Source organism: Corynebacterium uropygiale, from assembly GCF_021568315.1.
GTDB classification, from domain to species: Bacteria; Actinomycetota; Actinomycetes; order Mycobacteriales; family Mycobacteriaceae; genus Corynebacterium; species Corynebacterium uropygiale.
The window spans coordinates 1-23,936 of record NZ_JAKGSI010000005.1 but is presented as its reverse complement, the minus strand read 5'-3'; the positions used below and the strand labels follow the sequence as shown (position 1 = coordinate 23,936).

24 protein-coding genes and 2 tRNA genes are annotated in these 23,936 nt (G+C 64.7%); 8 read left to right on the top strand and 18 right to left on the bottom strand.

Annotated features, from left to right (window positions below; genetic code table 11):
• Positions 1-29: 29 nt before the first annotated feature.
• A complete protein-coding gene (gene ctaD, locus L1O03_RS09605) occupies positions 30-1,733 on the bottom strand; it encodes an aa3-type cytochrome oxidase subunit I (protein WP_236119569.1) in 1,704 nt (567 codons plus the stop codon).
• 395 nt (positions 1,734-2,128) lie between these two features.
• Positions 2,129-3,136, bottom strand: a complete 1,008-nt coding sequence (nrdF, locus tag L1O03_RS09600; RefSeq protein ID WP_236119568.1) for a class 1b ribonucleoside-diphosphate reductase subunit beta — start codon at positions 3,134-3,136, stop codon at positions 2,129-2,131.
• A 349-nt stretch (positions 3,137-3,485) separates the two neighbouring features.
• Here nrdF and L1O03_RS09595 point away from each other — a divergent pair, with 349 nt between their 5' ends.
• Positions 3,486-3,974: a ferritin gene (locus tag L1O03_RS09595; protein ID WP_236119567.1), complete on the top strand. Its 489-nt coding sequence runs from the start codon at positions 3,486-3,488 to the stop codon at positions 3,972-3,974.
• A gap of 111 nt (positions 3,975-4,085) precedes the next feature.
• Positions 4,086-4,799: a FadR/GntR family transcriptional regulator gene (locus L1O03_RS09590; protein WP_236119566.1), complete on the top strand. Its 714-nt coding sequence runs from the start codon at positions 4,086-4,088 to the stop codon at positions 4,797-4,799.
• A gap of 79 nt (positions 4,800-4,878) precedes the next feature.
• On the opposite strand, the gene nrdE is transcribed toward L1O03_RS09590, so the two are convergent.
• From nrdE to L1O03_RS09565, 5 genes are all read right to left on the bottom strand, one after another.
• A complete protein-coding gene (gene nrdE, locus L1O03_RS09585) occupies positions 4,879-7,041 on the bottom strand; it encodes a class 1b ribonucleoside-diphosphate reductase subunit alpha (protein ID WP_236119565.1) in 2,163 nt (720 codons plus the stop codon).
• A 4-nt stretch (positions 7,042-7,045) separates the two neighbouring features.
• Positions 7,046-7,534, bottom strand: a complete 489-nt coding sequence (gene nrdI / locus L1O03_RS09580; protein ID WP_236119741.1) for a class Ib ribonucleoside-diphosphate reductase assembly flavoprotein NrdI — start codon at positions 7,532-7,534, stop codon at positions 7,046-7,048.
• A gap of 96 nt (positions 7,535-7,630) precedes the next feature.
• Entirely contained in the window at positions 7,631-7,864 is a 234-nt protein-coding gene (gene nrdH / locus L1O03_RS09575; RefSeq protein ID WP_236119564.1) for a glutaredoxin-like protein NrdH, read from the bottom strand.
• A gap of 395 nt (positions 7,865-8,259) precedes the next feature.
• Positions 8,260-8,382, bottom strand: a complete 123-nt coding sequence (ykgO, locus tag L1O03_RS09570) for a type B 50S ribosomal protein L36 (protein ID WP_005511141.1) — start codon at positions 8,380-8,382, stop codon at positions 8,260-8,262.
• Positions 8,383-8,503: 121 nt separating this feature from the next.
• On the bottom strand, positions 8,504-9,868 hold the full coding sequence (locus L1O03_RS09565; RefSeq protein WP_236119563.1) for a sugar porter family MFS transporter: 1,365 nt from the start codon (positions 9,866-9,868) through the stop codon (positions 8,504-8,506).
• 35 nt (positions 9,869-9,903) lie between these two features.
• On the opposite strand from L1O03_RS09565, the gene nadE reads away from it, so the two are divergent.
• Positions 9,904-10,752, top strand: a complete 849-nt coding sequence (nadE, locus tag L1O03_RS09560) for an ammonia-dependent NAD(+) synthetase (protein ID WP_236119562.1) — start codon at positions 9,904-9,906, stop codon at positions 10,750-10,752.
• A 3-nt stretch (positions 10,753-10,755) separates the two neighbouring features.
• On the opposite strand, the gene L1O03_RS09555 is transcribed toward nadE, so the two are convergent.
• Positions 10,756-11,514, bottom strand: a complete 759-nt coding sequence (locus tag L1O03_RS09555; protein ID WP_236119561.1) for a fructosamine kinase family protein — start codon at positions 11,512-11,514, stop codon at positions 10,756-10,758.
• A gap of 178 nt (positions 11,515-11,692) precedes the next feature.
• On the opposite strand from L1O03_RS09555, the gene L1O03_RS09550 reads away from it, so the two are divergent.
• Positions 11,693-12,958 carry a Na/Pi symporter gene (locus tag L1O03_RS09550; protein ID WP_236119560.1) on the top strand — a complete coding sequence of 422 codons (1,266 nt, stop codon included), beginning with the start codon at positions 11,693-11,695 and terminating at the stop codon, positions 12,956-12,958.
• Complete coding sequence (locus L1O03_RS09545) at positions 12,945-13,214, top strand: hypothetical protein (protein WP_236119559.1); 270 nt, start codon at positions 12,945-12,947, stop codon at positions 13,212-13,214. The genes L1O03_RS09550 and L1O03_RS09545 overlap by 14 nt, the downstream gene beginning before the upstream one ends.
• Here the strand turns inward: L1O03_RS09545 and L1O03_RS09540 are convergent.
• From L1O03_RS09540 to pgm, 8 genes are all read right to left on the bottom strand, one after another.
• Positions 13,211-13,792 carry a vitamin K epoxide reductase family protein gene (locus L1O03_RS09540; RefSeq protein WP_236119558.1) on the bottom strand — a complete coding sequence of 194 codons (582 nt, stop codon included), beginning with the start codon at positions 13,790-13,792 and terminating at the stop codon, positions 13,211-13,213. The two genes, L1O03_RS09545 and L1O03_RS09540, sit on opposite strands and share 4 nt — an antisense overlap.
• Positions 13,793-13,866: 74 nt before the next feature.
• Complete coding sequence (locus L1O03_RS09535; protein WP_236119557.1) at positions 13,867-14,295, bottom strand: pyridoxamine 5'-phosphate oxidase family protein; 429 nt, start codon at positions 14,293-14,295, stop codon at positions 13,867-13,869.
• A gap of 78 nt (positions 14,296-14,373) precedes the next feature.
• Complete coding sequence (locus tag L1O03_RS09530) at positions 14,374-14,793, bottom strand: hypothetical protein (RefSeq protein WP_236119556.1); 420 nt, start codon at positions 14,791-14,793, stop codon at positions 14,374-14,376.
• A 58-nt stretch (positions 14,794-14,851) separates the two neighbouring features.
• The gene (locus L1O03_RS09525; protein ID WP_236119555.1) at positions 14,852-15,187 is read right to left on the bottom strand and encodes a hypothetical protein; all 336 of its coding nucleotides are present in this window, start codon (positions 15,185-15,187) and stop codon (positions 14,852-14,854) included.
• Between the two features lie 109 nt (positions 15,188-15,296).
• Positions 15,297-15,369 (bottom strand) — tRNA-Ala (locus L1O03_RS09520).
• A gap of 45 nt (positions 15,370-15,414) precedes the next feature.
• A tRNA-Ala gene (locus L1O03_RS09515) sits at positions 15,415-15,487 on the bottom strand.
• Positions 15,488-15,542: 55 nt separating this feature from the next.
• On the bottom strand, positions 15,543-16,280 hold the full coding sequence (locus L1O03_RS09510; protein WP_236119554.1) for a DsbA family protein: 738 nt from the start codon (positions 16,278-16,280) through the stop codon (positions 15,543-15,545).
• Positions 16,281-16,390: 110 nt separating this feature from the next.
• Positions 16,391-18,049, bottom strand: coding sequence for a phosphoglucomutase (alpha-D-glucose-1,6-bisphosphate-dependent) (gene pgm / locus L1O03_RS09505; RefSeq protein ID WP_236119553.1), 1,659 nt, complete (start codon positions 18,047-18,049; stop codon positions 16,391-16,393).
• A gap of 180 nt (positions 18,050-18,229) precedes the next feature.
• On the opposite strand from pgm, the gene L1O03_RS09500 reads away from it, so the two are divergent.
• The 3 genes from L1O03_RS09500 to L1O03_RS09490 are packed head-to-tail and all read left to right on the top strand — an operon-like array spanning position 18,230 to position 20,319.
• Positions 18,230-19,648 carry an alanine/glycine:cation symporter family protein gene (locus L1O03_RS09500; protein WP_236119552.1) on the top strand — a complete coding sequence of 473 codons (1,419 nt, stop codon included), beginning with the start codon at positions 18,230-18,232 and terminating at the stop codon, positions 19,646-19,648.
• A gap of 9 nt (positions 19,649-19,657) precedes the next feature.
• Positions 19,658-19,963, top strand: coding sequence for a fluoride efflux transporter family protein (locus tag L1O03_RS09495; protein WP_236119551.1), 306 nt, complete (start codon positions 19,658-19,660; stop codon positions 19,961-19,963).
• Complete coding sequence (locus L1O03_RS09490) at positions 19,951-20,319, top strand: FluC/FEX family fluoride channel (RefSeq protein WP_236119550.1); 369 nt, start codon at positions 19,951-19,953, stop codon at positions 20,317-20,319. Before L1O03_RS09495 ends, L1O03_RS09490 begins: the two co-directional genes overlap by 13 nt.
• Here the strand turns inward: L1O03_RS09490 and L1O03_RS09485 are convergent.
• Positions 20,316-22,901, bottom strand: a complete 2,586-nt coding sequence (locus tag L1O03_RS09485; protein WP_236119549.1) for an ABC transporter permease — start codon at positions 22,899-22,901, stop codon at positions 20,316-20,318. The two genes, L1O03_RS09490 and L1O03_RS09485, sit on opposite strands and share 4 nt — an antisense overlap.
• The gene (locus L1O03_RS09480; protein WP_236119548.1) at positions 22,901-23,659 is read right to left on the bottom strand and encodes an ABC transporter ATP-binding protein; all 759 of its coding nucleotides are present in this window, start codon (positions 23,657-23,659) and stop codon (positions 22,901-22,903) included. The genes L1O03_RS09485 and L1O03_RS09480 overlap by 1 nt, the downstream gene beginning before the upstream one ends.
• Positions 23,660-23,936 lie beyond the last annotated feature (277 nt).

Genomic DNA, 23,936 nt, shown 5'->3' with positions numbered 1-23,936 from the left:
AACCTCAGTGCGTGGTCACGCGCTGCGGATTAGGAGTGCTCGAGTTTGCCTCCGTGGTTCTCTGCACGCATGCGCTCAACCATGTGCGGGTAGTGCAGCTCGAACGCCGGGCGCTCGGAGCGGATCCGCGGCAGGGACACGAAGTTGTGGCGCGGCGGCGGGCAGGAGGTCGCCCACTCGAGGGAGTTGCCATAGCCCCACGGGTCGTCGACGGTCACGACCTCGCCGTAGCGCCAGGACTTGAACACGTTCCAGATGAACGGGATCACGGAGAGGCCCAGCAGGAAGGAGAAGACCGTGGAGACCTGGTTGAGGCCGGTGAAGCCGTCGGAGTCGAGGTAGTCGGCGTACCGACGCGGCATACCCATGTTGCCCAGCCAGTGCTGAACCATGAAGGTGCCGTGGAAGCCAACGAAGGTGAGCCAGAAGTGGATCTTGCCGAGGCGCTCGTCCAGCATGCGGCCCGTCATCTTCGGGAACCAGAAGTACACGCCAGCGCAGGAGGCGAACACCACGGTACCGAACAGGGTGTAGTGGAAGTGCGCGATGAGGAAGTAGGACTCAGAGATGTGGAAGTCCAGCGGCGGGGAAGCCAGCATAATGCCGGTCATGCCGCCGAAGAGGAACGTCGCCATGAAGCCCATGGACCACATCATCGGGGTCTCCCACGTGATGTGACCGCCCCACATCGTGCCAACCCAGTTGAAGAACTTCACACCGGTCGGGACGGCGATGAGGAAGGTCATGAAGGAGAAGAAGGGCAGCAGGATCGCGCCGGTGACGAACATGTGGTGAGCCCACACCGCCATGGAGAGGGCACCGATGGACAGCGTCGCGAAGACGAGGCCGACGTAGCCGAACATCGGCTTCCGGGAGAAGACCGGAATGATCTCAGAGATGACACCGAAGAACGGAAGGGCGAGGACGTACACCTCGGGGTGGCCGAAGAACCAGAAGAGGTGCTGCCACAGCATGGCGCCGCCGTTGCCCGGATCGTAGATGTGGCCGCCGAGTTTACGGTCGTAGAGAATGCCCAGAGCCGCGGCGAGCAGCAGCGGGAAGATCATGAGCACGATCACGGAGGTGACGAAGATGTTCCACGTGAAGATCGGCATGCGGAAGAGGGTCATGCCGGGGGCGCGGAGGCAGAGGATCGTGGTGAGCATGTTGATCGCGGAGGCGACGGTACCGACACCGGTGGCACCGACACCGACGATCCACAGGTCAGCACCCACACCCGGGGTATAGACCGCAGAAGACAGCGGGGAGTACATGGTCCAGCCGAAGTCTGCGGCACCACCCGGGGTCAGGAAGCCCGCGAGCATAGCGACACCGCCCACGGTGGTGATCCAGAAACCGAAGGCGTTGAGGCGCGGGAAGGCCACATCGGGAGCGCCGATCTGAAGCGGCAGGACGTAGTTGGCAAAGCCCCACACGACCGGGGTGCCGTAGAGCAGCAGCATGACGGTGCCGTGCATGGTGAACAGCTGGTTGAACTGCTCATTGGAGAGGTACTGCAGACCCGGGGAGAAGAGCTCCGCACGGATGAGCAGCGCCATCAGCCCTCCGAGGAAGAAGAAGCTGAAGGACATGATGATGTACATGATGCCCAGCTGCTTGTGATCAGTCGTGGTGAGCATCATCCAGGCTTTCGACCCTTTTCGGTCATGCCCGGTGGGATTCGGCCGTGTTGGCGCGACGTAATCCTCGCGCCGTGGTGCCACAGCAGACATACAATCCTCCTGACTACGAAGGCAGTTCTGAGGCTGCAGAACTGCCAGGGTTTTACGGGTCTATCTTAAGAGAGCATGAGGAACTAAGCCAATGACCGTTTTCCTTCCTCAGCCTGAGGGCCCCGCCGGAGGGCCCGGCTCCCCGCCTGTTCGGTCACCGATCCTGCCCGAATGGATCGTTTTCTCGGGGGCGCGCCCCCATTCATCACATCTTCGGTGTGACACGCTTCACCTCAGTAGTCTCAGCGCCCCCACCCTGCCACACCCCCGCTTGGGCTCATCCCAAAGATGGAGCCGCGCGGCGCCCCACGCATGAGAAAGGCACCCGCCCGCGTCGATGGTCTCGACGCTAGCAGGTGCCACGTGTCGCGCGGTGGAGGCGCGAGCGATGGGATTTAGAAGTCCCAGTCGTCATCCGTCGTATCCTCTGCCTTGCCCATGACATAGGAGGAGCCGGAGCCGGAGAAGAAGTCGTGGTTCTCATCGGCGTTCGGCGAGAGGGCGGAGAGGATCTCCGGGGAGACGCGGGTGTCGTCGGCCGGGAAGAGGCCCTCGAAGCCGAGGTTGTTGAGCGCCTTGTTCGCGTTGTAGCGCAGGAAGCGCTTGACATCCTCGGTCCAGCCGAGCTCGTCGTAGAGGTCCTCCGTGTACTGGATCTCGTTCTCGTAGAGCTCGAAGAGGAGGTCGAAGGCATATTCCTTAATCTCCGCCTGGCGCTCCGCGGACTCCTTCTGCAGACCCTTCTGGAACTTGTAGCCAATGTAGTAGCCGTGCACCGCCTCGTCGCGGATGATGAGGCGAATGATGTCCGCCGTGTTCGTCAGCTTCGCGTGGGCCGACCAGTACATCGGCAGGTAGAAGCCCGAGTAGAAGAGGAAGGACTCAAGGAGGACCGACGCCACCTTACGCTTGAGGGGGTCATTGCCCGCGTAGTAGCACATGACGATCTTCGCCTTGCGCTGCAGATTCTCATTCTCCGCGGACCAGCGGAAGGCGTCGTTGATCTCCTTCGTGGAGGCCAGGGTCATGAAGATGTTGGAGTAGCTCTTCGCGTGCACCGACTCCATGAAGGCGATGTTGGTGTAGACAGCCTCCTCGTGGAGCGTCTGCGCGTCGGGAAGGAGAGAGACGGCCCCGACCGTCCCCTGGATGGTGTCCAGGAGGGTGAGGCCGGTGAAGACCCGCATGGTGGTCTGCTTCTCGATGGGGCTGAGAGTGGCCCAGGTCTTCACGTCGTTGGACACCGGAACCTTCTCGGGAAGCCAGAAGTTGGCGGTGAGGCGGTCCCAGACCTCGAGGTCCTTCTCGTCCGGGATGTCGTTCCAGTTGATGGCCTCAACGGGGCCCGAATAGCGCTCGAAAAACGTGCCACAGTCACGCTGCGATGGCGTCTCTGCAGACATACTTTCTCCCTCTATGAGTGGTTCACTTTCGCCCGACCCTCGCCGCGAGGCAGTGGGCGTCATAGCGTGTAGTGTACCCATCTTCGGTGGCCCCTCCTCCCCCGGCTGCTCAATGCCACAGCCGGCAGAACGTGAGGAATATCACATGGATTTTTGGCCCGCGGGCGCCTATGAGCGAAAACCGCTGTCACCTGCACCTCTTAGGGAGGGCATAAATCCGCAGCCCAAGATGGGCATACCTGACCTGTCTCGCATGTTAGGATCCCGACGTCCGCATTGCGGGATTTCGCTGGTAAATGCACGCTTACCTTAGGTGCGAAGGGGTGCGTCGGCGCCTTAAATAAGGGTCATGGCTATCAACGAACAACTCCAGGACGCACTCAACGATCAGGTCACCGCGGAGATCGAGGCGAGCATGCTCTACCTCCAGCTCTCCTATGTCATGGATGACATGGGGCTCCTCGGCATGAGCGAATGGATGAAGAAGCAGCACGAGGAAGAGCTCGAGCACGCTGCGAAGTTCTCCCAGCACCTCCTTGATCGTGAGATTCTCCCCCAGATCAACAACATCAGCGCCCCCATCGTGAAGATCAACAGCGCCGTCGAGGCCTTCGAGGCCGCCCTCAACCACGAGCGCTCCGTCTCCGCGAAGATCCGCCGCCTCGCGGAGCTCCAGGATGAGCACAAGGATTGGGATTCCCGCCCGCTCATTAACGAGTTCCTCGACGAGCAGATCGAAGAGGAGGCCACCGTTAATGACATTCTCGACCGGCTGCGTATCGCCGGCGAGTCCGGCTCCGGTATCCTCCGCATCGACTCCGAGCTTGGCGCCCGCTAAAGCTCAGCGGGGGTAACCCCCATTCCAACGGCTGTCCACGGACAGCCGTTTTCTATTATCTTTCTAGGAATAACGGAAACCCAACCTGAAACGTCGTGGAGTTCGTACCTTATGCCCGCCCAGAGTTCCTCTTCCCCCACCCCCTTATTGAACACTGTCCTCGACAGTATTGGTATTGACATCATTAGCAATACCCTCGGCCCCGGCCAGGTGTTCACCCTCCAGGACCTGTGCGAGCGTTTTGATATTTCCCGCACCGTCGCCCGCGAGGTCATGCGGGCCCTGGAGCAGCGCGGCCTCGTGACGTCCTCGCGCCGCGTCGGCATTACCGTCGCCCCGCGCAGCGAGTGGTCCTTCTTTGACCCGCTCATTATTCGGTGGCGTTTGGAAGCAGATACCCAGCGCACCGCCCAATTGCATTCCCTCAATGAGCTCCGCATGGCCATCGAGCCTTTGGCCGCGCGCAAGGCCGCGGATTTGGCCACGCCCGAGCAGCGAGCCCGGCTCCAAGAGCTCGCCCGGGAGCTCTACCAGCTCGGGGAGGAGCGCAAAGGAAATACCAATCGATTCCTCGCCGCGGACTGCGAGTTCCACGGGCTCATCCTCGAAGCCTCCCGCAACGAAATGTTCAATGGGCTGAAGGGTCTCATGAACCTCGTCATGGAAACCCGCACCCATCGGGGACTCCAACCCGCCCGCCCGGTTCCCGGCGCCATGGATCTCCACGTCCAATTGGCTGATGCCATCGCTCTTGGCGAGGCCGACCAGGCGGCCGCCGTCGCGCGCGAGATCATCCAGGAGGTGGACTCCACCTTCGGGCTCTAGAGCCCTAGAGCGAGCCTGCACACACGAGAGCGCCCCGTCCCATGCGGACGGGGCGCTCGTTCTCCCATCGGGGATACTTCTAGAGCATGCAGCTCACGCAGCCTTCCACCTCGGTGCCCTGGAGGGCGAGCTGGCGGAGGCGGATGTAGTAGAGCGTCTTGATGCCGTGGGACCAGGCGTAGATCTGCGCGCGGTTGATGTCGCGGGTCGTGGCGTTGGCCGGGAAGAAAAGGGTGAGCGAGAGGCCCTGGTCAACGTACTTCGTGGCGACGGCGTACGTGTCGATGATCTTCTTGTAGCCGATCTCGTAGGCATCCTGGTAGTACTCCAGGTTGTCGTTGTCCATGTGCGGCGCCGGGTAGTAGACGCGGCCGATCTTGCCCTCCTTGCGGATTTCCACCTTCGAGGCGATGGGGTGGATGGAGGAGGTCGAGTTGTTGATGTAGGAGATCGAGCCCGTCGGCGGGACGGCCTGGAGGTAGCGGTTGTAGATGCCGTCTTTCATGACGTCGCGCTTGAGCTGCTCCCAGTCCTCGGCGGTGGGCACGGTGACGGAGGAGCGGGCGAAGATCTCCTTTACCTTCTCGGTCTTCGGGGCGAAGTCGGCCGGGTCGAAGCGGTCGAAGAAGGCGCCGCTCGCGTACTCGGAGGTCTCGAACTTCTCGAAGGCCCTCCCCTTCTCCCGGGCGATGGTGTTGGACGCGCGGAGGCAGGCGTAGAGCACCGCGGCGAAGTAGGCGTTGGTGAAGTCGAGGCCCTCCTCGGAGCCGTAGTGGATGCGCTCGCGGCCGAGGAAGCCGTGGAGGTTCATCTGGCCGAGGCCAATCGCGTGGGCCGCGTTGTTGCCCTTGCGGATGGAGGGCACCGAGTCAATGGACGTGCGCTCCGAGACGGCGGTGAGCCCGCGGATGGCGGTCTCGATGGTCTGGGAGAAGTCCGGGGAGTCCATGGTGAGCGCGATGTTGAGAGAGCCCAGGTTGCAGGAGATGTCCTCGCCGACGTGCTCGTAGGTGAGGTCCTCGTTGAGGTGGGAGGGGGTGGAGATCTGGAGGATCTCGGAGCACAGGTTGGAGTGCGTCACCCGACCCTCGATGGGGTTCGCGCGGTTCGCGGTGTCCTCGAACATGATGTACGGGTAGCCGGATTCGAACTGCACTTCCGCGAGCGTCTGGAAGAACTGGCGGGCGTTGATCTTCTTCTTCGCGATGCGATCGTCCTCGAGCATCTCCTCGTAGTGCTCGGTGATGGAGATGTCCGCGAAGGGCTTGCCGTAGACGCGCTCCACGTCGTAGGGGGAGAAGAGGTACATGTCGTCGTTCCTCTTCGCCAGCTCGAAGGTGATGTCCGGGATCACGACGCCCAGCGAGAGCGTCTTGATCCGGATCTTTTCATCGGCGTTCTCGCGCTTGGTGTCGAGGAACGTGAGGATGTCCGGGTGGTGGGCGTTGAGGTAGACGGCCCCCGCGCCCTGGCGGGCGCCCAGCTGGTTGGCGTAGGAGAAGGAGTCCTCGAGGAGCTTCATGACGGGAACGACGCCCGAGGACTGGTTCTCGATCTTCTTGATCGGGGCGCCGGCCTCGCGGAGGTTGCTGAGCAGGAGGGCCACACCACCGCCGCGCTTGGAGAGCTGCAGGGCGGAGTTAATCGCCCGGCCGATGGACTCCATGTTGTCCTCCACGCGCAGGAGGAAGCAGGAGACGAGCTCGCCGCGCTGCGCCTTGCCCGCGTTGAGGAAGGTGGGGGTGGCCGGCTGGAAGCGGCCGGAGATGATTTCGTCGACCAACTTCTCGGCGAGCTGCTCGTCGCCGCGGGCGAGGTAGAGGGCCACCATACAGACGCGGTCCTCGAAGCGCTCGAGGTAGCGGCGGCCGTCGAAGGTCTTCAGCGTGTACGAGGTGTAGTACTTGTAGGCGCCCAGGAAAGTCTTGAATCGGAACTTGTGAGCGTAGGCTCGCTGGAAGAGCGACTTGATGAACTCGAAGGAGTAGGGCTCGAGGGCTGCGGGGTCGTAGTAGTCGTTGTCCACCAGGTACGTGAGCTTCTCGTGGAGGTCATGGAAGAAGACCGTGTTCTGGTTGACGTGCTGGAGGAAGAACTGCCGGGCCGCGGCGCGATCCTTATCGAATTGGATCTTGCCGTCCTCGTCATAGAGGTTGAGGAGGGCGTTGAGGGCGTGGTAGTCCATCTCCTGGTGCTTCATCGTCGGTTCGGTCACCGATGAGGAATGCGTGCTTTGCGACATGCGATCAAATCAGCCTTTCGCGCTCGGAGGCGGAGCCGGGGACGGAATCCACCGGCTCACTCAGTTCTGGATTCTCGAAGCCGAGGGCACGGGCGTTGGCCCGGAGGCCGTCGCGGAGGATGCGCACATCCTCCTCCGTGCCGAGGAGCTCAAAGCGGTACACGTAGGGCACGTGACACTTCTCGGCGATGACATCGCCGGCTTTGCCGAAGTCCACCCCGAAGTTGGAGTTTCCGGAGGAGACTACGCACCGGATGAGGCTCCGGTTGTGTTCATTATTAAGGAATCGGATGACCTGCGGCGGGACGGGTCGGGAGTTCTGGTGGAGAATCCCGGCGCCGCCACCATAGGTGGGGCAGATGAGGACGTAGGGCTCATCGACGATGAGTGGTTCGTCGCTCCTTTTCAGCGGGATCCGGCGGGCCGGGAGGCCCAGTTTCTTCACGAAGCGATGCGTATTCTCCGTCGCGGAGGAGAAGTACACCACCAGCACTCCGATCACTTCCTTTTGTCAGGTCACGGGCTCTATATAGTCATAAAGGCCGCCCCGATGGATCGGAGACGGCGCACGCTAACAGGAGGGGACGTCCTACGCAGCCTGGGCCGCGAGGCTGCGGATGCGGTCGGGACGGAAGCCGGACCAGTGCTCGCCGTTCACCTCGACGACGGGCGCCTGCAGATAGCCGAGGGCCATGACGTAATCGCGGGCCTCATCATCCAGGCTGATGTCCACCGTGGTGTATTCCAGGCCGGCACGGTCAAGAGCCTTCTTGGTGGCATTGCACTGCATGCAAGCGGGCTTGGTGTACAGGGTAATAGCCATGGTCCGTCCTTTGCGTATGCAACAAATTGGGTGATCGCCTCGAGCGACACCTTCCCCGGTTCTCGCTCGAGCACCGCATCCTCGGGGTTCTCGTCCCCGTCGGCGGCAACACGGACAACACTATACTTTGGGGCTTTGCCCTGCAAGTGACACTATATGTAGTAGTTACAAGGGGGGAATTCCCAGCACGGGCGTCTCCGGCACCCCACATGTGGCGCCTCCGCGGACCCTACCCTCCCCGGCATGTAACTACACGCCCGTCATTCCCCCAGGACAGCTCCGCAACATGTGATGCAGATCATAGTTAGCTCCCCTGGGCTCGCCCCGCCCACCCGAGGACAAGAAAAAACCGCACCGCCCCTCTCTCGGGGAACGGTGCGGATGATCCGGCGGTACTAGCCCTGGCGAGCCTTGAACCGCGGTTCCTTCTTGTTGATCACGTAGACCTTGCCGCGGCGACGCACGACCTGGGCGCCCGGCTTATTCTTCAGCGACCGAAGCGACTTGCGGACCTTCATCGGGCGCTCCTTTCCTGGGACTCGTCGGTAGATTTTTCATGACACGCGGTCATGACACGGGGATACATGTTACCGCATCGGGGAAAATGTGCAAAACCTGGCGTCGAGACCTGCCGGTATCTTAAGACGCCGAGGCGGCAGGGCGAGCGAAGCGGGCGCGCAGCCCCTCGCTCACCTCCTCGAGGGAGCGGCCGGTGGTCTCGGGCACGAAGACCCGCACGAAGAGCAGGGAGAGCGCCCCCAACACGGCGAACACGGCGAAGGCGCCCGTCGCCGAGAACAGATCCACCATGGGGAGGAAGAACTGGGCTACAAACCAGTTCGCCACCCAGAGCATGAGGCCCGCCACCCCCATCCCGAGGCTGCGCACCTGCACCGGCACGATCTCACTGATGAGAAGCCACGTGCTCAGGGACACCGCCGCCTGCTGGAACGCCACAAACAGCGCCATGAGCGCCAGGCAGAGGTACGCCAGCGAGCTATTCCCCTCCGCGATACGGAACGTGATGGCCACGAGCACGAGCGAGACGATATTGCCCGTCAGCCCAATCGAGAGGAGCCGACGACGCCCCACCTTGTCCACAATCCGCAGGCCCACCCAGCAGGCCACGACGCTCACCAGCCCAATGACGATCGACGTGTACACGGAGTTTTCCGTGGAGATTCCGACCTGGTTCATCATCGTCGGGGCGAAGTAGATGACCGCGTTGACGCCGCTCACCTGCTGCGTAATCCCCAGTCCCACCGCAATGAGGACCGCGATGAGCAGCCAGCGTTCCTTGAGGGCAGCCCACTCGGCGCGGCGGGGGCCGGAGCTTGGCTCGGCGTCGTCGAGGAAGTCCTTGAGGCTCGTGCCAGAGCGGGCGGCCACCCGCTCCGCCTCCTCGGTGCGATCACGCTGGGCATACCAATAGGGGGTGTCGGGGAGGAAGATCATCCCCACCCCGAGCAGGAGCCCCGGCACCGCGGCCATCCCCAGCATGAGGTGCCAGTTTCCGGAGCTCGCGAGCACCGAGTTCACGAAGTAGGCGAGCAGCTGCCCCACCACGATCATGAGCGAATTAAGCGACACCAATCGCCCACGCACCCCCGCCGGCACCATCTCCGCGATGTACATCGGGGCGACAATGCTCACCGCGCCCACCGCCACGCCGAGGAACGTCCGCGCGCAGGTCAGCATGAGCACGGAACCCGAGAACGCGCACCACAGCGACCCGAGAATGAACACCGCAGCCGCGAGGATGAGGGTGAGGCGACGCCCCAACGCCCCCGCCACGCGGCCGCCCGTCACCGCACCGAGGGCCGCGCCGACGAGCAGCATCGCCGTCACCCGCCCCTCCTGGGTGGGAGTCATGTGGAACTCCGGGGTGATATAGAGCAAAGCCCCGGACATCACGCCGGTGTCATAGCCAAAAAGTAAGCCGCCCAAGGCGGCGATGCTCGCTACGGTGCGCACGTAGCGACGGTGCGATGAAGCTAAGGTCATACGTCGAAACCTAGCGCTTCCACTAAGGTGAGGTCATGTCTACGCAACACGAAAAAATCCGCGAGCACATCGCATCCTCCCTGCATATCCGCCACTTGAGCGATCCAGCTGACGAGGTCCTCCGCCGGCGCAACTTCCTCATCGACTACCTCGCCGCCACCGGAGCCCGCGGCTTCGCCCTCGGCATCTCGGGGGGTCAGGACTCGACGCTCGCCGGGCGCCTCGCCCAGCTGGCCGTCGAGGAATACCGCTCCCTCGGCGGGGACGCCGAGTTCTGGGCCATCCGCCTCCCCCACGGCGTGCAGGCCGATGAGGGCGACGCCCAGAAGGCCCTCGAGTTCATCCAGCCGGACCACGCCGTCACCATCAACATCGCGGAGCCGACCCGCGCGATGGAGGCGGAGGTCGCGCGCGCGATCGGGACGGAGGAGCTCAGCGACTTCAACCGCGGCAACCTCAAAGCCCGCCAGCGCATGGTGGCGCAGTACGCGCTCGCCGGGGAGCTCGGGCTCCTTGTGCTCGGCACCGACCACGCTGCGGAGAACGTCACCGGCTTCTTCACCAAGTTCGGGGACGGCGCCGCCGACCTCCTCCCCCTCGAGGGGCTCACCAAGGGCCAGGGCGCCGCGCTCCTGCGCCACCTCGGCGCCCCCGAATCCACGTGGACGAAGGTCCCCACCGCCGACCTCGAGGACGATCGCCCCGCGCTCCCCGATGAGGAGGCGCTCGGCGTCACCTACCGGGAGATCGACGCCTACCTCGAAGGCGGGGAGGTCAGCGAGGAGGCCCGCCGCCGTATCGAAGAGCTCTGGTTCCGCGGCGAGCACAAGCGGCACCTCCCGCCCGGCCCCGACTCCACGTGGTGGCGCCGCGCAGAGAACTAAGCCTTAGCCCTCCCGCAGCACCGCGAGCGCCTGGCGCGCGCACTCCCCCAGCTCCACGCCATAGGCCGGACCGTGGGTGAGCGCGTGCACCGCAAGGGGGTGCAGCTGGTGCACGCAGGTGAAGCGCAGCCACCCCGCCGGCAGCGGGTGGACGGACTCATAGCCCGCGCGGATCTCCTCCAGGTAGGGCGCCCCGAAGAGTGCCAGCATCGCGAGGTCCGTCTCCCGATGCCCACCGTGCGCCGCCGGATCAATGAGCGCCGGGCCCGACTCCCCAAAGAGCAGGTTGCCCGCCCAGAGATCGCCGTGAAGGCGGGACGGTTCCACGTCCCAATCGGCGTCGAGGAGGGCGTCGAGGGCGCGCTCGACGTCGGCGGCGTCCGCGGGGCGCAGGGTGCCCTGCTCCGCGGCCGCCCGCGCGAAGGGCGCCACGCGCTGCTCCGCGTAGAAGGTGGCCCAGCGGCGGGTCGGCACGCACTGCTGGTGCTGCGTGCCGATGAAGGTGGGCCCCTCCCAGCCCGGGGGCGGACAGCCGTGAGCCTCCGCGCCAGCGTCGTGAATGTGGGCGAGCTCCTGCCCCGCCCGGCGCGCGGCCTCCGCTGTGGGGTGGGCGGGCTGGATGCGAGTGATGCTGAGGCTGAAGTCGTCCACCGCATGGACGTCGACGACGATATCGCTCGCCTCCCTCAGCCATCGGAGGCCGGCGGCCTCGGCGCCCGCGGCGCCCGGTGCGTGCGTGTGCTTGACATGGAGGGTCGTCATGGGGCGCATCCTATACCCGATGGGAGGGCGCCTCGCATCCGCTGGGCGTGGATGTTGCCAACATCTCGGCGAATATTTACGGTCGCGTCCCGGTCTGTTTACCTTCTCTTTACCTTCCGCTTAGAGGATCAAGGGTGTTCGACCTCCACCCCTCGGATTTGTACGGAATATTCACACGATGACGACGACGCCGGACCACGCCCAGCTCAGCATTCCTCCGCTTCGCGAGCCCCTTGTCACGGAGGACCTCACATCGGCCTCGGGGGAGGTGGGGCACAGAATGCGCCCCGCACCGCGGCGCACGCTCGTCCAGTCGATGCCCTCCTGGCTGCTCTGGATCGCCGCGATCGCGATCCTCTACATGCTCATCGTGGCGATCTCCGTCATCGGGGATGGGTTCAAGGCGCTCAGCGGCTCCGCCGCGGCGGGGCTCTTCGACTTCGCCTCGAACCCGCTCATCGGGCTGTTCGTCGGTATTTTGGCGACAGCCCTCATGCAGTCCTCCTCCACGACGACGGCCATCGTCGTGAGTGCCGTCGGGGTGGGAGCGATGCCCATCGAGGTCGCGGTTCCGCTGGTCATGGGCGCGAACATCGGCACGTCGGTGACGAACACGCTGGCATCGCTCGGCATGGTGGGATCGAAGGCACAGTTCCGGCGGGCGTTCGCGGCCGCCATGGTGCATGACTTCTTTAACCTCTTCGCGGTCATTATCCTTCTGCCCCTGGAGATTTTCTTCCACCCCATCCAGCGGTCGGCGGAGTGGCTGACCTCCCTGCTCCATGGGACCTCGGCCCCGAACCCCGGCGAGGCGGACTTCCTCGGCACCGTGACGGATCCGGTGGCGGACCGCCTGGGGGTGGACGGCCTCATGGGCTACCTCCCGGGTTCGGAGAAGGTGGCCGCCGTCGGCACGATGCTGCTGGGCGTCGCGATGATCTTCCTCGCCGTCGCCTGGCTGGGGAAGGTGCTCCAGGCGGTCATCGTGGGCAAGACGCAGGCGTTCCTCCAGAAGGCCGTGGCCGGGAAGCCGCTGGTCGCGATGTTTGCCGGCTTCATCGTCACGGTGGCGGCCCAGTCCTCCTCGGTGACGACGTCCTCGATGGTGCCCTTCGCCGGCGCCGGCACCCTCACCGTCCGCCAGATCTACCCCATGACCCTCGGCGCGAACGTCGGCACGACGACCACCGCGCTCATCGCCGCGATGGCCGTCACCGGCCAGGGGGCCGACGCCGCCTTGAGCATCGCGCTCGTCCACACCCTCTTCAACGTCTTCGGCATCCTCATCCTCTACGTCCTGCCCTTCATGCGGGAGCTGCCGGTGCGCTGCGCCGAGTTCCTCGGCTGGGTGGCCTCCGAGCGCAAGGTGTACGCCCTCATCTGGGTCGTCACCGTGTTCCTGGCGATCCCCGGCGCCGGCATCGCGATCTATGCGCTCTTCTAAGGACGCGGACGGAGACCACGGCGTGGGCGGCGTCAGCGCCGAGGACCTCCACCGCTACTTCAGCACCGCCACCCTCGACGAGCTCGAGGAGATCCTCCGCCTCGCGTGGGAGGCAGAGCTCGGCCACCCTCCGGTGGAGCCCGAGAGCAGCAGGATCAGCCCCGCCGACCTCGTCTCCTTCAAGGGCAGCTGGCGTGCCCTCATCACGTTCCTCGAGCACCTCATCACGCAGCGCCGCGGCGAATCAGGCTCTTAGAGCACCAGCCGATCCACGACGAGGAAAGCAATCGCCGCCGCCCAGACCAGCCAGATGACCGTCGGGAGCAGCACGTCACGGGAGACGTCCTGGCCTGCCGCTTCCCGCCGTCGTCGATAGACAGTGACGATGGTGGAAATGAGCATGGCCATCGTGGCGCCCCACACGATCGCGCAATAGGGGCAGAGGGCGACGATGACGAAGACGGACTGGTAGAAGAGCCAGTGCACGAAGATCGCGCAGACAATGAATCCCGCGAGCATGACGAGCCACATCCAGCGGGGCGGGGTAAAGCCGCTAAGCATCGTGACGGCAAGGGCGAGGATCGCGCTATAGCCGATCACCCCGAAGAGGGCATTGGGGATGTTGCCCAGCACCGCCGCCTGGGGCGTGTTCATGACGTCCGTGCAGCTGATGTACGCGTTGACCGTGCACGCCGGGATGTGGGTGGGGTCTTCGAGGGTGAGGACGCGCTCGTACATGAGGAGCGCAGAGAAGAGTAGCGCCAGCGCCGAAAGCACGACGAGGCCCCACGCGTAGGCGCGCGTGGGGCGATAGGACGTGGCGGGGTGGGACATGGACGCTCCTTGGGGATCGGGGGTCGTCGAGCTGTACGCACCTATCCTATGCGCACACCGTCCCCGCGATGGAGCTAGTAACGCTCCGGCTCCTCCGCGATCTCGAACTCCCGGCCCGTGATGCCCTCCTCCGTACGGATGCGGATCCAGTTGTACTTCAGGGTGGGCGCCCAGGGTTTCAGCGGCAGCTCGTCGGCGTAGGCGCGCTCCGCCTGGTCCTCCAGGATCTCCGCGTCCCCCTTCACGACGACCGACCAGGCCACGCCATTCTCCACGTGATCGGCTTCGAAGAGGACGTCGTGGTTCAAGTTAATGCTAAAGAGCTTGTTGCCCTCCGCTGTCCGGAAGTAGATGTCCCCCTTGCCGTCGACAACGTAGTTCACCGGGAAGATGTCCATGTCATTCGCCCGACGAACGACTACGCGCCCCAGCTGCACCCGGGAGAGTCGATCGACGCAGGCGTCACGGTCGAGGATGTCAAAAACGTCACCTTGAGAACTCATAGTCGTCATTATCCCACCATGCGGCCTAGTGAGTCGCACACCATGGACTTTTCCTCCCATCCGGGGGGATGCGGGGGGCTATTCCAGCACGTGAGTCAAGAGCTTCTCCATTTCCAGCGTGATGAGGTCAGCCTCCATGATCTCCTGCAGGCGCCTCTCCGCCCCGACTCGGGCGATCGGGACCTGGAGCTGACGGGCTACAACTTCCGCGCGATCCATCTGCACGTTGACGGCGTCGAGAAGCCTCACCGCCTCGGGGCGGGGAGAGCCGTGGAAGTAGTCCTCCTCGAGGGCGGTGCCCACCCACTTATCGTGAGCCAGCTCCTGCCAGCGGCGCACGACGCTGGTCAGGGCGTAGCTGGCCCGGGCTTCCTCCGCGCGCAGGGCCTCGCCCACGCGCGCACGGAAGAGCTGGCCCTGTTCGAGCCGTTCATAGTCCGCCCACAGCGCCCGGATCCGCCGATACGTCGAGGCGCAGGATATGCCGCAAATAGTCACCCCTGGGCCGAGAAGGAACAGAAAGATGAGAAAATGGCCGATCATCGCGCACCCCCGTTCACCAGAAACTCACCCCAAGGGTGATCAACGCGAGCCCGATGCCGGCGCCCAGGACCCCGAAGAAGGCGCTCCACGCCGTCTGCACCATGACCCGATGCTTCGGCGGCGGAACGGGCTGGTGCGCGGCCTGCTGGGCAAGCTGCATCATCTCCTGGGCATTGCGTTGGAGGGCCCAGGTCCGTGCGCTTCTCCCCTGCTCCAGCTCGGCTTTCGCCGCAGGCCCGATGAGCATGTGCCGGGTCTCCCCGAACCCCTCCCGGGCATCCCACGGCGAGGTGCTCATGAGGCGCTGGCGCTCGTCGAGAAGCCTCCGAACATCGTCATTCGCGTGCATAGGAGGCAGTGTAGTGCGCACCCCGGACATGAGGATGGGGAGAACTCCCCCGCCCTACCCCGACCGTGCAGAAACCCCGGTGGCCACGTGGCCGCCGGGGTTCAACCTGTGGAGCTAACGGGATTCGAACCCGTGACCCCCACACTGCCAGTGTGGTGCGCTACCAGCTGCGCCATAGCCCCGTATATGATTATGATGTGGACCCACGGGCATTCCGCGGGTTTCCGTGGAGCTAACGGGATTCGAACCCGTGACCCCCACACTGCCAGTGTGGTGCGCTACCAGCTGCGCCATAGCCCCGTTGTGGACCTTTGCCACCCTACACCGCGCGGGGTGTAGGGGACAAATCCGCAGGTTATTGGAGTGCTTTATCGAGCCAGCCGTCGAGGCTCTTCAGCTTCGTGAGGTCGAACTCCTTGCCGTCGACGAAGATGCGCGGCGAGGTGAGCTGCCCCGTCTCCTTCTCCAGCTTGACGGCGTTGTCCTGGCTGAAGTGGTTCACGGCCTCCTTGAGCTCGCCCTTCTCGATCTTCTTCACGATGCCCTCCGGCGCCCCCATCTGCTTGGCGGCCTGGGCAAAGTGCTTGTCATCCCACTGCTTGTAGATGCGGTTCATGTTTTCCATGAGCATGCCGCGATACGTCCAGTAGAGGGATGCATCGCCCGAGTCCGCGACGGCCCACGCCGCCGCGAGGGCGTGGTGGGAGTGGCCGTCGGTGTCACCGCGGTCGAGGAAGGTGAGCGGATGAAGGGTGACGACGGCCTTCCCCGACTCGATCGCCTCCTTCAGCTCATCATCCGAGGCGCTCGCCAGCTCGCCGCAGTGCGGGCAGGCGAAGTCCTCATAGATGTCGATCTTCTTGCTTGCGTCGGTGGCTGCCTCCGAGCGCAGAACGATCGTGTTGTCTTCCTTCGTCATCGAGAAGGAGACCTGCTCCTTGCCCGGCAGGTCGATACCGAGGTCCTCCTCGGAGCGCGAGCCCTTCACCACGATGTAGCCGATCACGACCGCAGCGATGACGACGATCGCCAGGATTCCCCAGATGAATCCGGCGCCGCCCCCCTTGGTGGGGGACTTGACACGGTTACTCATTACTCACCCTTGTTGATCTTGGACAGCGTGTACTGAGATGACTCTAGTGCACGCGCGACAAGAGACCCACAGGAGAAGCTGAGAAGATCCTCAAGGGTGAGAGCCTGGACCTAGCCCTTGAGGACCGCCGAGACGATCTCCTGGGCCTCCGCCTGCACCTGTGCGAGGTGCTCCTCCCCGCGGAAGGACTCGGCGTAGATCTTGTACTTATCCTCCGTGCCGGAGGGCCGCGCCGCGAACCACGCATTCTCCGTGCAGACCTTGAGGCCACCAATCGGAGCACCATTGCCCGGTGCGGTGGTGAGGCGATCGGTAATGGCTTCGCCGGCCAGGGTGTCGGCGCTCACCTGCTCCGGGCTGAGGGCCTTGAGGATGGCCTTCTGCTCGCGGTTCGCCGGGGCGTCGGTGCGGGCATAGGCCGGCGCGCCGAACTTCTCCGCCAGGGTGGCGTAGCGCTCGGAGGGGGTCGCGCCGGTCACGGCCGTGATTTCCGCGGCAAGCAGGTCGAGGATGAGGCCATCCTTATCGGTAGACCACACCGTGCCGTCCTTGCGCAGGAAGCTCGCGCCCGCGGACTCCTCGCCGCCGAAGCCGATCCCCCCATCGATGAGGCCGGGGACAAACCACTTGAATCCCACCGGCACCTCCACGAGGGTGCGCCCCAGGTCCGCCACCACGCGATCGATCATGGAGGAGGAGACGAGGGTCTTGCCGACGGCCGTACTCTCCGGCCAGCCCGGGCGGTGGCTGAAGAGGTAGTCGATGGCCACCGCCAGGTAGTGGTTCGGGTTCATGAGGCCCGCGTCCGGGGTGACGATGCCGTGCCGGTCGGCGTCGGCATCATTGCCGGTCGCGATGTCGAAGCGCTCCCGGTTGCCGACGAGCGAGGCCATCGAATGCGGGGAGGAGCAGTCCATCCGGATTGCGCCGTCGGAGTCGAGGGTCATAAAGCGCCAGGTGGCGTCGACGTGCGGATTGACGACGTCGAGGTGCAGGCCATGCGTGTCCGCGATGGCTCCCCAGTAGTCGACGGAGGCCCCGCCCATCGGGTCCACCCCGATGTGGATGCCCGAGCCCTTGATGGCCTCGAGGTCAATGACCGAGGGGAGGTCGTCGACGTAGTTGCGGAGGTAGTCGAAGCGGTGGGCGCGCTCGTCGAGGACGCCGCTCACCGCGACGCGCCGGACTCCGCGCAGCTCCTCGCGGAGCAGCTCGTTGGCCCGGGCGGCGATGCGGTCGGTGTCCTCCGTGCCGGCGGGGCCGCCGCTCGGGGGGTTGTACTTGAAGCCGCCGTCCCGGGGCGGGTTGTGGGATGGGGTGATGACGATGCCATCGGCGCGCCGCGGATCCGTCCCCGTGACGCCGCCCTCTAGCTGGGCATTGTGGCGAAGGATCGCGTGGGAGACCGCGGGAGTCGGGGTGTACCGGCCGGCGGCGTCCACCATGACTTCGACGTCGTTGGCCAGGAGCACTTCCAGTGCGGAGATCATCGCCGGCTCGCTCAGCGCGTGGGTATCGCGGCCGATGTAGAGCGGCCCTTCGATTCCGCGCTCTCGACGGAGCTCCACGATGGCCTGCGTCGTCGCGAGGATGTGGGCCTCATTGAAGGCGGTATCCAGCGAGGATCCGCGGTGCCCGGAGGTCCCAAAGCTCACCTGCTGATCGGGGTTCTCGGGGTCAGGCGTGCGGGTGAAGTAGGCGGTCACCACTTCCGCAATGTCGATGAGATCCTCGGGACGGGCAATCTGGCCAGCGCGTTCGTGTGCCATGAGTGGGTGGCTCCTTCCGAATGTTGAGTCCACGATGGGGTCATTCCCTTCTCTATTGTCCCCCGCACCGACGCCGCCCGCGGCCCCAAACACCCCCGCGCGGGGGTGCTCCGTCACGCCTTTTTCTGTGTGTTTCTCAGCTCACTTTGAGGTTTTTCTATCAGCTAGTAGTTTTGGGCCATGCAAGCTCTCAATGACTTCTTATCCACGATCAGCGGATTCGTGTGGGGACCCTTCCTCCTTATCCCCCTGCTTTTAGGTACCGGCCTGTACATGACCATCCGCCTCAGCGGACTCCAGGTGCGCATGCTCGGCCGGGGCCTGAGACACGGCCTCCTCGACCGCGATGACGACGGCGGCGAAGGCGATATCTCCAACTACCAGGCCCTCACCACGGCGCTTGCCGCGACGGTCGGCGTCGGCAACATCGTCGGCGTGGCCACCGCGATTTCCCTCGGCGGCCCGGGCGCGCTCTTCTGGGTGTGGGTGACGGGCGTCATCGGCATGGTGTCGAAGTACTCCGAGGCCTTCCTGGGCGTTCGTTTCCGCACGACGGACTCCGCCGGGGAGCAATCCGGCGGCCCCCAGTATTACCTGCAGCGGGGCATCAAGGGGCCGGTCGGCAAGGTGCTGGCTTTCCTCTTCGCGCTCTTCGCGATCATTGCGTCCTTCGGCATCGGCAACCTCACGCAGGCCAATGCGGTCTCCGCCGGCATGCACGACACCTTCGGCGTGGACCCGTGGGTCTCGGGCGTCGTCATGTTCATCGCGGTGGGTGCCGTGCTGCTCGGCGGCATCCAGTCGATCGGCCGGATCACGGCGGCCTTCGTCCCCATGATGATCATCATCTACGTCGTGGGCGGGCTCATCGTCCTGGGCCTCATGGTGGACCAGATCCCCGCCGCCTTCCAGCTCATCTTCACCGACGCCTTCACCGGGACGGCGGCGACCGGCGGCTTCGCCGGCTCCACCCTCATGCTCGCTGTGCAGTACGGTGTCGCGCGCGGCATCTTCTCCAACGAGTCCGGCATGGGCTCCGCTGCGATCGCCGCCGCCGCGGCGAAGACCTCCCACCCTGTGCGCCAGGGGCTTGTCTCCATGACCCAGACGTTCATCGACACGATCATCGTCGTCACCATCACGGGCCTGGTCATCGTGACCTCGGGCGTGTGGGACGCGGGCTCGGACACGGCCGGCACGATGACCGCCGCCGCCTTCTCCACGGTGCTTCCTGGCCAGTACGGCGGCACGATCGTCTCCATCTCCATCGTGTTCTTCGCCTTCTCCACCATCCTCGCGTGGTCCTACTACGGCGAGCGTTGCGTCGAGTCCCTCTTCGGCCGCCGCGGCTCCCTCCCCTACCGCATGATTTTCACCATCATGGTGTTCGTCGGTGCGACGACGGAGCTGGAGGTCGCCTGGACCTTCGCGGACCTCGCGAACGGCCTCATGGCGCTGCCGAACCTCATCGGTATCCTCATCCTCTCCGGGCTCATCGCCCGCGAGACGAAGGCCTACCTCTCCTTCGACCCGAAGCTCACCGCCTCGGCCGAGGAGGTCCGGCGATTCCTCGAGAAGCAGGGCACCGACTGGCGCTAGCATGAAGGAATGCTCTCTGAAGGTATGCACGTCGCGGCGGGGGCGGCGCTGGGAGCCCTCCTCCGGGCGCTCCTGAGCGCGCTCCTCCCCGCGCCATCGATCATCCTTCTTCTCATCAACTGGCTCGGCTGCGGCCTCATGGGCTACGCGAAGCCGGGGCCCTTCTGGGGGACGGGGGTCCTCGGGGGATTCACGAGTTTCTCGACGTTCATCCTGCTCATCGAGCCCTCGCCGGCGAGCCTGGCCTGGGCCCTCGTGATGGTAGCGGGGTGCGTCGGGGCATGGGTGCTAGGAGACCGCCGATGCTCAGCCTAGGATCCCTCGCGTGCGTGGCGATCGGCGGGGCGGCCGGAGGCCTTGGCCGGTGGGGGCTCAAGCAGTGGCCGGGCGGGCACCTCGGAACCTGGGTGGCCAACATGCTGGCCTGCGCGCTCCTCGGGGCGCTGAGCGCCGCGACGCCCTCCTCCTCCTCGCTGCTCTTCCTCCTCGCAGGCACGGGAGGGGCGGGCGCGCTCTCCACGTGGTCGACGCTCGCCGCAGAATGGGGTGCCCTCCTCACCGGGCGCCACTACCGGCGCCTTGGCGCAGAGGTGATCGCGAGCCTCGCCGGGGGCATCGCGGCCGCGGCGCTAGGTGGATGGGCAGCGGGTGCTCTCCTCCCAGCGCTCTAATCGGCGACAGCGTCGAGCGGCGGGGTCGCCGCAGCACGGCGGGCGGGCCAGATCGCGGCGATCACGCCCACCACCGCCGATCCCACGAGCATCGCGATGATCTGGAGGACGGGGAAGGACACCGTATCCAGCCCCGTGCCGGACAGCACGCGCAGGAAGGCCCACGCCAGGAAAGCACCAATGACGATGCCCGCCACCGCGCCATACACCGCGATCTGCACGGCCTCCAGCGTGATCATCTGCCGCACCTGGAAGCGCTTCATTCCCACGGCGCGCAGCATGCCGATCTCCCGCCGCCGCTCAATGATGTTGAGCGTCAGCGTGTTGACGATGCCCAGAATCGCAATGACCACCGCCAGCGCGAGCAGCCCATAGAGGATGTTCAGCATGCTATCGACGGCCTTCGCCCCCTGATCCGCCAGATCATCCTGATCCTGCACCTGGACGACGATGAAGTCCTCCACCGCCTTCTCGATCCGCCCGCGCAGCTCATCATGGTCCACGCCAGGCTTCCCTTGCACGCCCATGGAGATCGTCTGCACGGCGCCGCCGGGCATGCGCTCGTCGATGGTGTGGCGGCTAATCACCGGCCCGTTGAGCATGGTCGTGCCCTCATAGATGCCGAGCACCGGCACCTCCCCGAACGACGGCGGCTCCTGCTCCCCACCCGCCATGGGATTCACACCAGGCATCGCGATACTCGCCAGCGCCAGCGGCACCGAGTCACCCACATGCCAGTTGTTCGCGTCCGCTGTGTCCTTGTCGAGGAGCACCCCATCGCGGTTCGAGAGGTCGCTCTCCCCATCGAGGATGGTGAGCTCAAAGATGTGGGCCGGGTCGCCGTCGAAGGAATAGGTCTGCCCATAGGGGCTTGTGATGCCACCCACGCTGATAGGCACGGCGGCGCCGGTCGTGACGTTCTCGACGCCGTCGGTATCGCGAACCGCGTCGATGGCCCCATCGGGGATGGGGAAGTTGCCGCTCCGCGGGCCGGAGAGAAGGAAGTCAGCGCTGATGGAGGTTTCCGTCATGTCGGCAACGGCGGTCTTCATGGTGTCACCGAAAGCCCCGATGGCGGTGACCAGAGCCACGCCCAGGGTGAGGGCGAAGGCGGTGGTGGCGGTGCGCTTGGGGTGGCGTCGAGAATTTGTGGCGGCTAGCGATCCCACCGCGCGGAAGGGCAGCCCCACGACCTTGCCGATCCCCGGCACCACCAGCTGAGACAGCGCCGGTGAGCACAGGGAGAACCCAATGGTGAGCGCCACCGCGCCGACCCCGACGAGGATGGCGCGCGTGCGGGTCTCGGAGCCTTCCATCCAGATGGGGACGAGCGCGGCGACGATGCCAATGATGACGAGGATGCCGCCCACAATACTGCGTACGAGGATGGACGAGCGGGTGTCCTGTTCGGCCTCGCGCATGGCTTCCACGGGCTCGACGCGTCCCGCGCGGCGCGCCGGCACCCACGCGGAGGCCAGCGTGATGACGAGGCCGATGACAAGGGGCGCGATGATGGCCGTCGGATTAATACCCAGGCTATGACCGGGGAGGGCCATGTCGAAAGCGCTCAGGATCGCGCGAATAAGCGCCACCAGCCCGATACCGCCGAGGATGCCCAGCGCCGAACCGATGAGGCCCACGATGATCGCCTCATGAATCACCGATCGCACCACCTGCCGGCGCGAGGCGCCCAGCGCGCGCAGAAGCGCGAACTCCTTGGTGCGCTGCGCGACAATCATGGAGAAGGTATTCGCAATGAGGAAGGATCCGACCAAAAGCGCCACCAGGCCGAAGGACGCGAGGAAGTAGTTGACGAACTGCAGGGCATCGCTCATGGCTTTGCTGGCCTGCTCGGCGAGGGCGCTACCCTTCTTCACGGTGAGCTCGGGGTGCGTGGCCTCCAGATGCGAGACGAGGTCATCCGCGCTGGTCCCCTCGGCCGCCGCCACCTTCAGCTGTGAGACGGTCCGATCGGGCGCGTAGCGCGCAAGGTAATCCTGCTCCGCCATGCGCAGGCTGAGGGTTCCCGCCCCGCTGTCTTCCACTTCCGACGACGTCAGGCCGCTAATCGTCACGTCATAGCGATCGTGTGGATCCACGATGAAGAGCCGATCGCCAACGGACAGATGGTATTTCTCTGCCGCGCTGCTGTTGATGGCCACTTCCTCCGGTCCCGAGGGCGCACGGCCCTCGCTGATCGTTGCGCCCTCCCCCACCGTGTGCGGGGAATCGTCGTAGGGACGCAGACTGGCCGTCTGACCACCAGTCTGGATGGCCTTGTGATCTTGGTTCGCGAGGACCACCGTCGTCGATGCCTCCAGCGAGACGCCGCCCACCTTCGGGTCTTTCGCGATGTCTTCACGGACATCGAGCGGCACTCCGGCGTCCCCGGATACGACGGCGTCGACACCGTCGAATTGGGAGGAGACGGCGGAGTCGAAGGCATCCTCGAGGGAGCGGGTGAACATCATCGCGCCGGCGATGAAGGCGGTGCCCAGCACGACAGCGAGGAGCGTGAGCACCAGGCGAAGCTTGTGCGCGCGAATGTTGCGCACGCTGATTCGGCGCAGTGCTGAGGCCATTACTTCTCCTCCTCGAGGCCCGTCATGGTGGCGAGGATGTCTTCCATGCTCCCGTCACGAAGGTCATCGACGATCTCGCCGTCAGCGAGAAACACGACGCGGTCGGCGAAGGAGGCGGCCGAGGGATCATGGGTCACGATGACGACGGTCTGGCCGTCGGTGTCGACGGATGTGCGCAGGATGTTGAGCACTTCGCGGGAGCTGTTGGAGTCGAGGTTGCCGGTGGGCTCGTCGCCGAAAATGATTTCGGGTTTAGAGACCAGTGCCCGCGCGCACGCGACGCGTTGCTGCTGGCCGCCGGAGAGCTCGGAGGGGCGGTGTGTCAGGCGTTCTGTTAGGCCCAGGCGGGAGGTGATTTCTTGGTACCAATCGAGGGCGACCTCGCGACCGGCGATATCGGCGGGGAGGGTAATATTTTCCGCCGCCGTGAGGGTGGGAACGAGGTTAAAGGATTGGAAAATAAAGCCGAGGCGGTCCCGACGCAGCTCGGTGAGTTCTTTGTCTCCGAGGGTCGAAAGGTCAGTGTCCCCGATAAAGGCGTGACCGGAGGTGACGGAATCCAGCCCAGCCATGCAGTGCATGAGGGTGGACTTCCCAGACCCGGAGGGACCCATAATGGCGGTAAATTCGCCTTCTTTGAAGGTAATGGTGACGTCCTTCAGGGCGGTCACGGCTGTTTCTCCCGAGCCGTATTCTTTTCTTAAGTTCCGCGCTTGTGCGGCGGTGGCGTGCTGTGCGCGGGCTCGAGATTCGGGCATGTTCGTTTGTCCTTCGTCAGTGAGATCGTCCTTCTAACCCTTATGAGGCTACCGCCTCACCGGGGACCACGCGAAGGAAAGGGCGAGATTGTCACCGGATTTTTATCTGTCCATCAGAATGCGTAGAAGAGGGCACACATGATTATGTACGCATAAAAAAGGGGTGGTGGTGGGTCAACCCAACCAGGATCAACCCACCACCACCATCATCAAATTATAAAGTGTTGGCAGCAACCTACTCTCCCACACCCTCACGAGTGCAGTACCATCAGCGTGA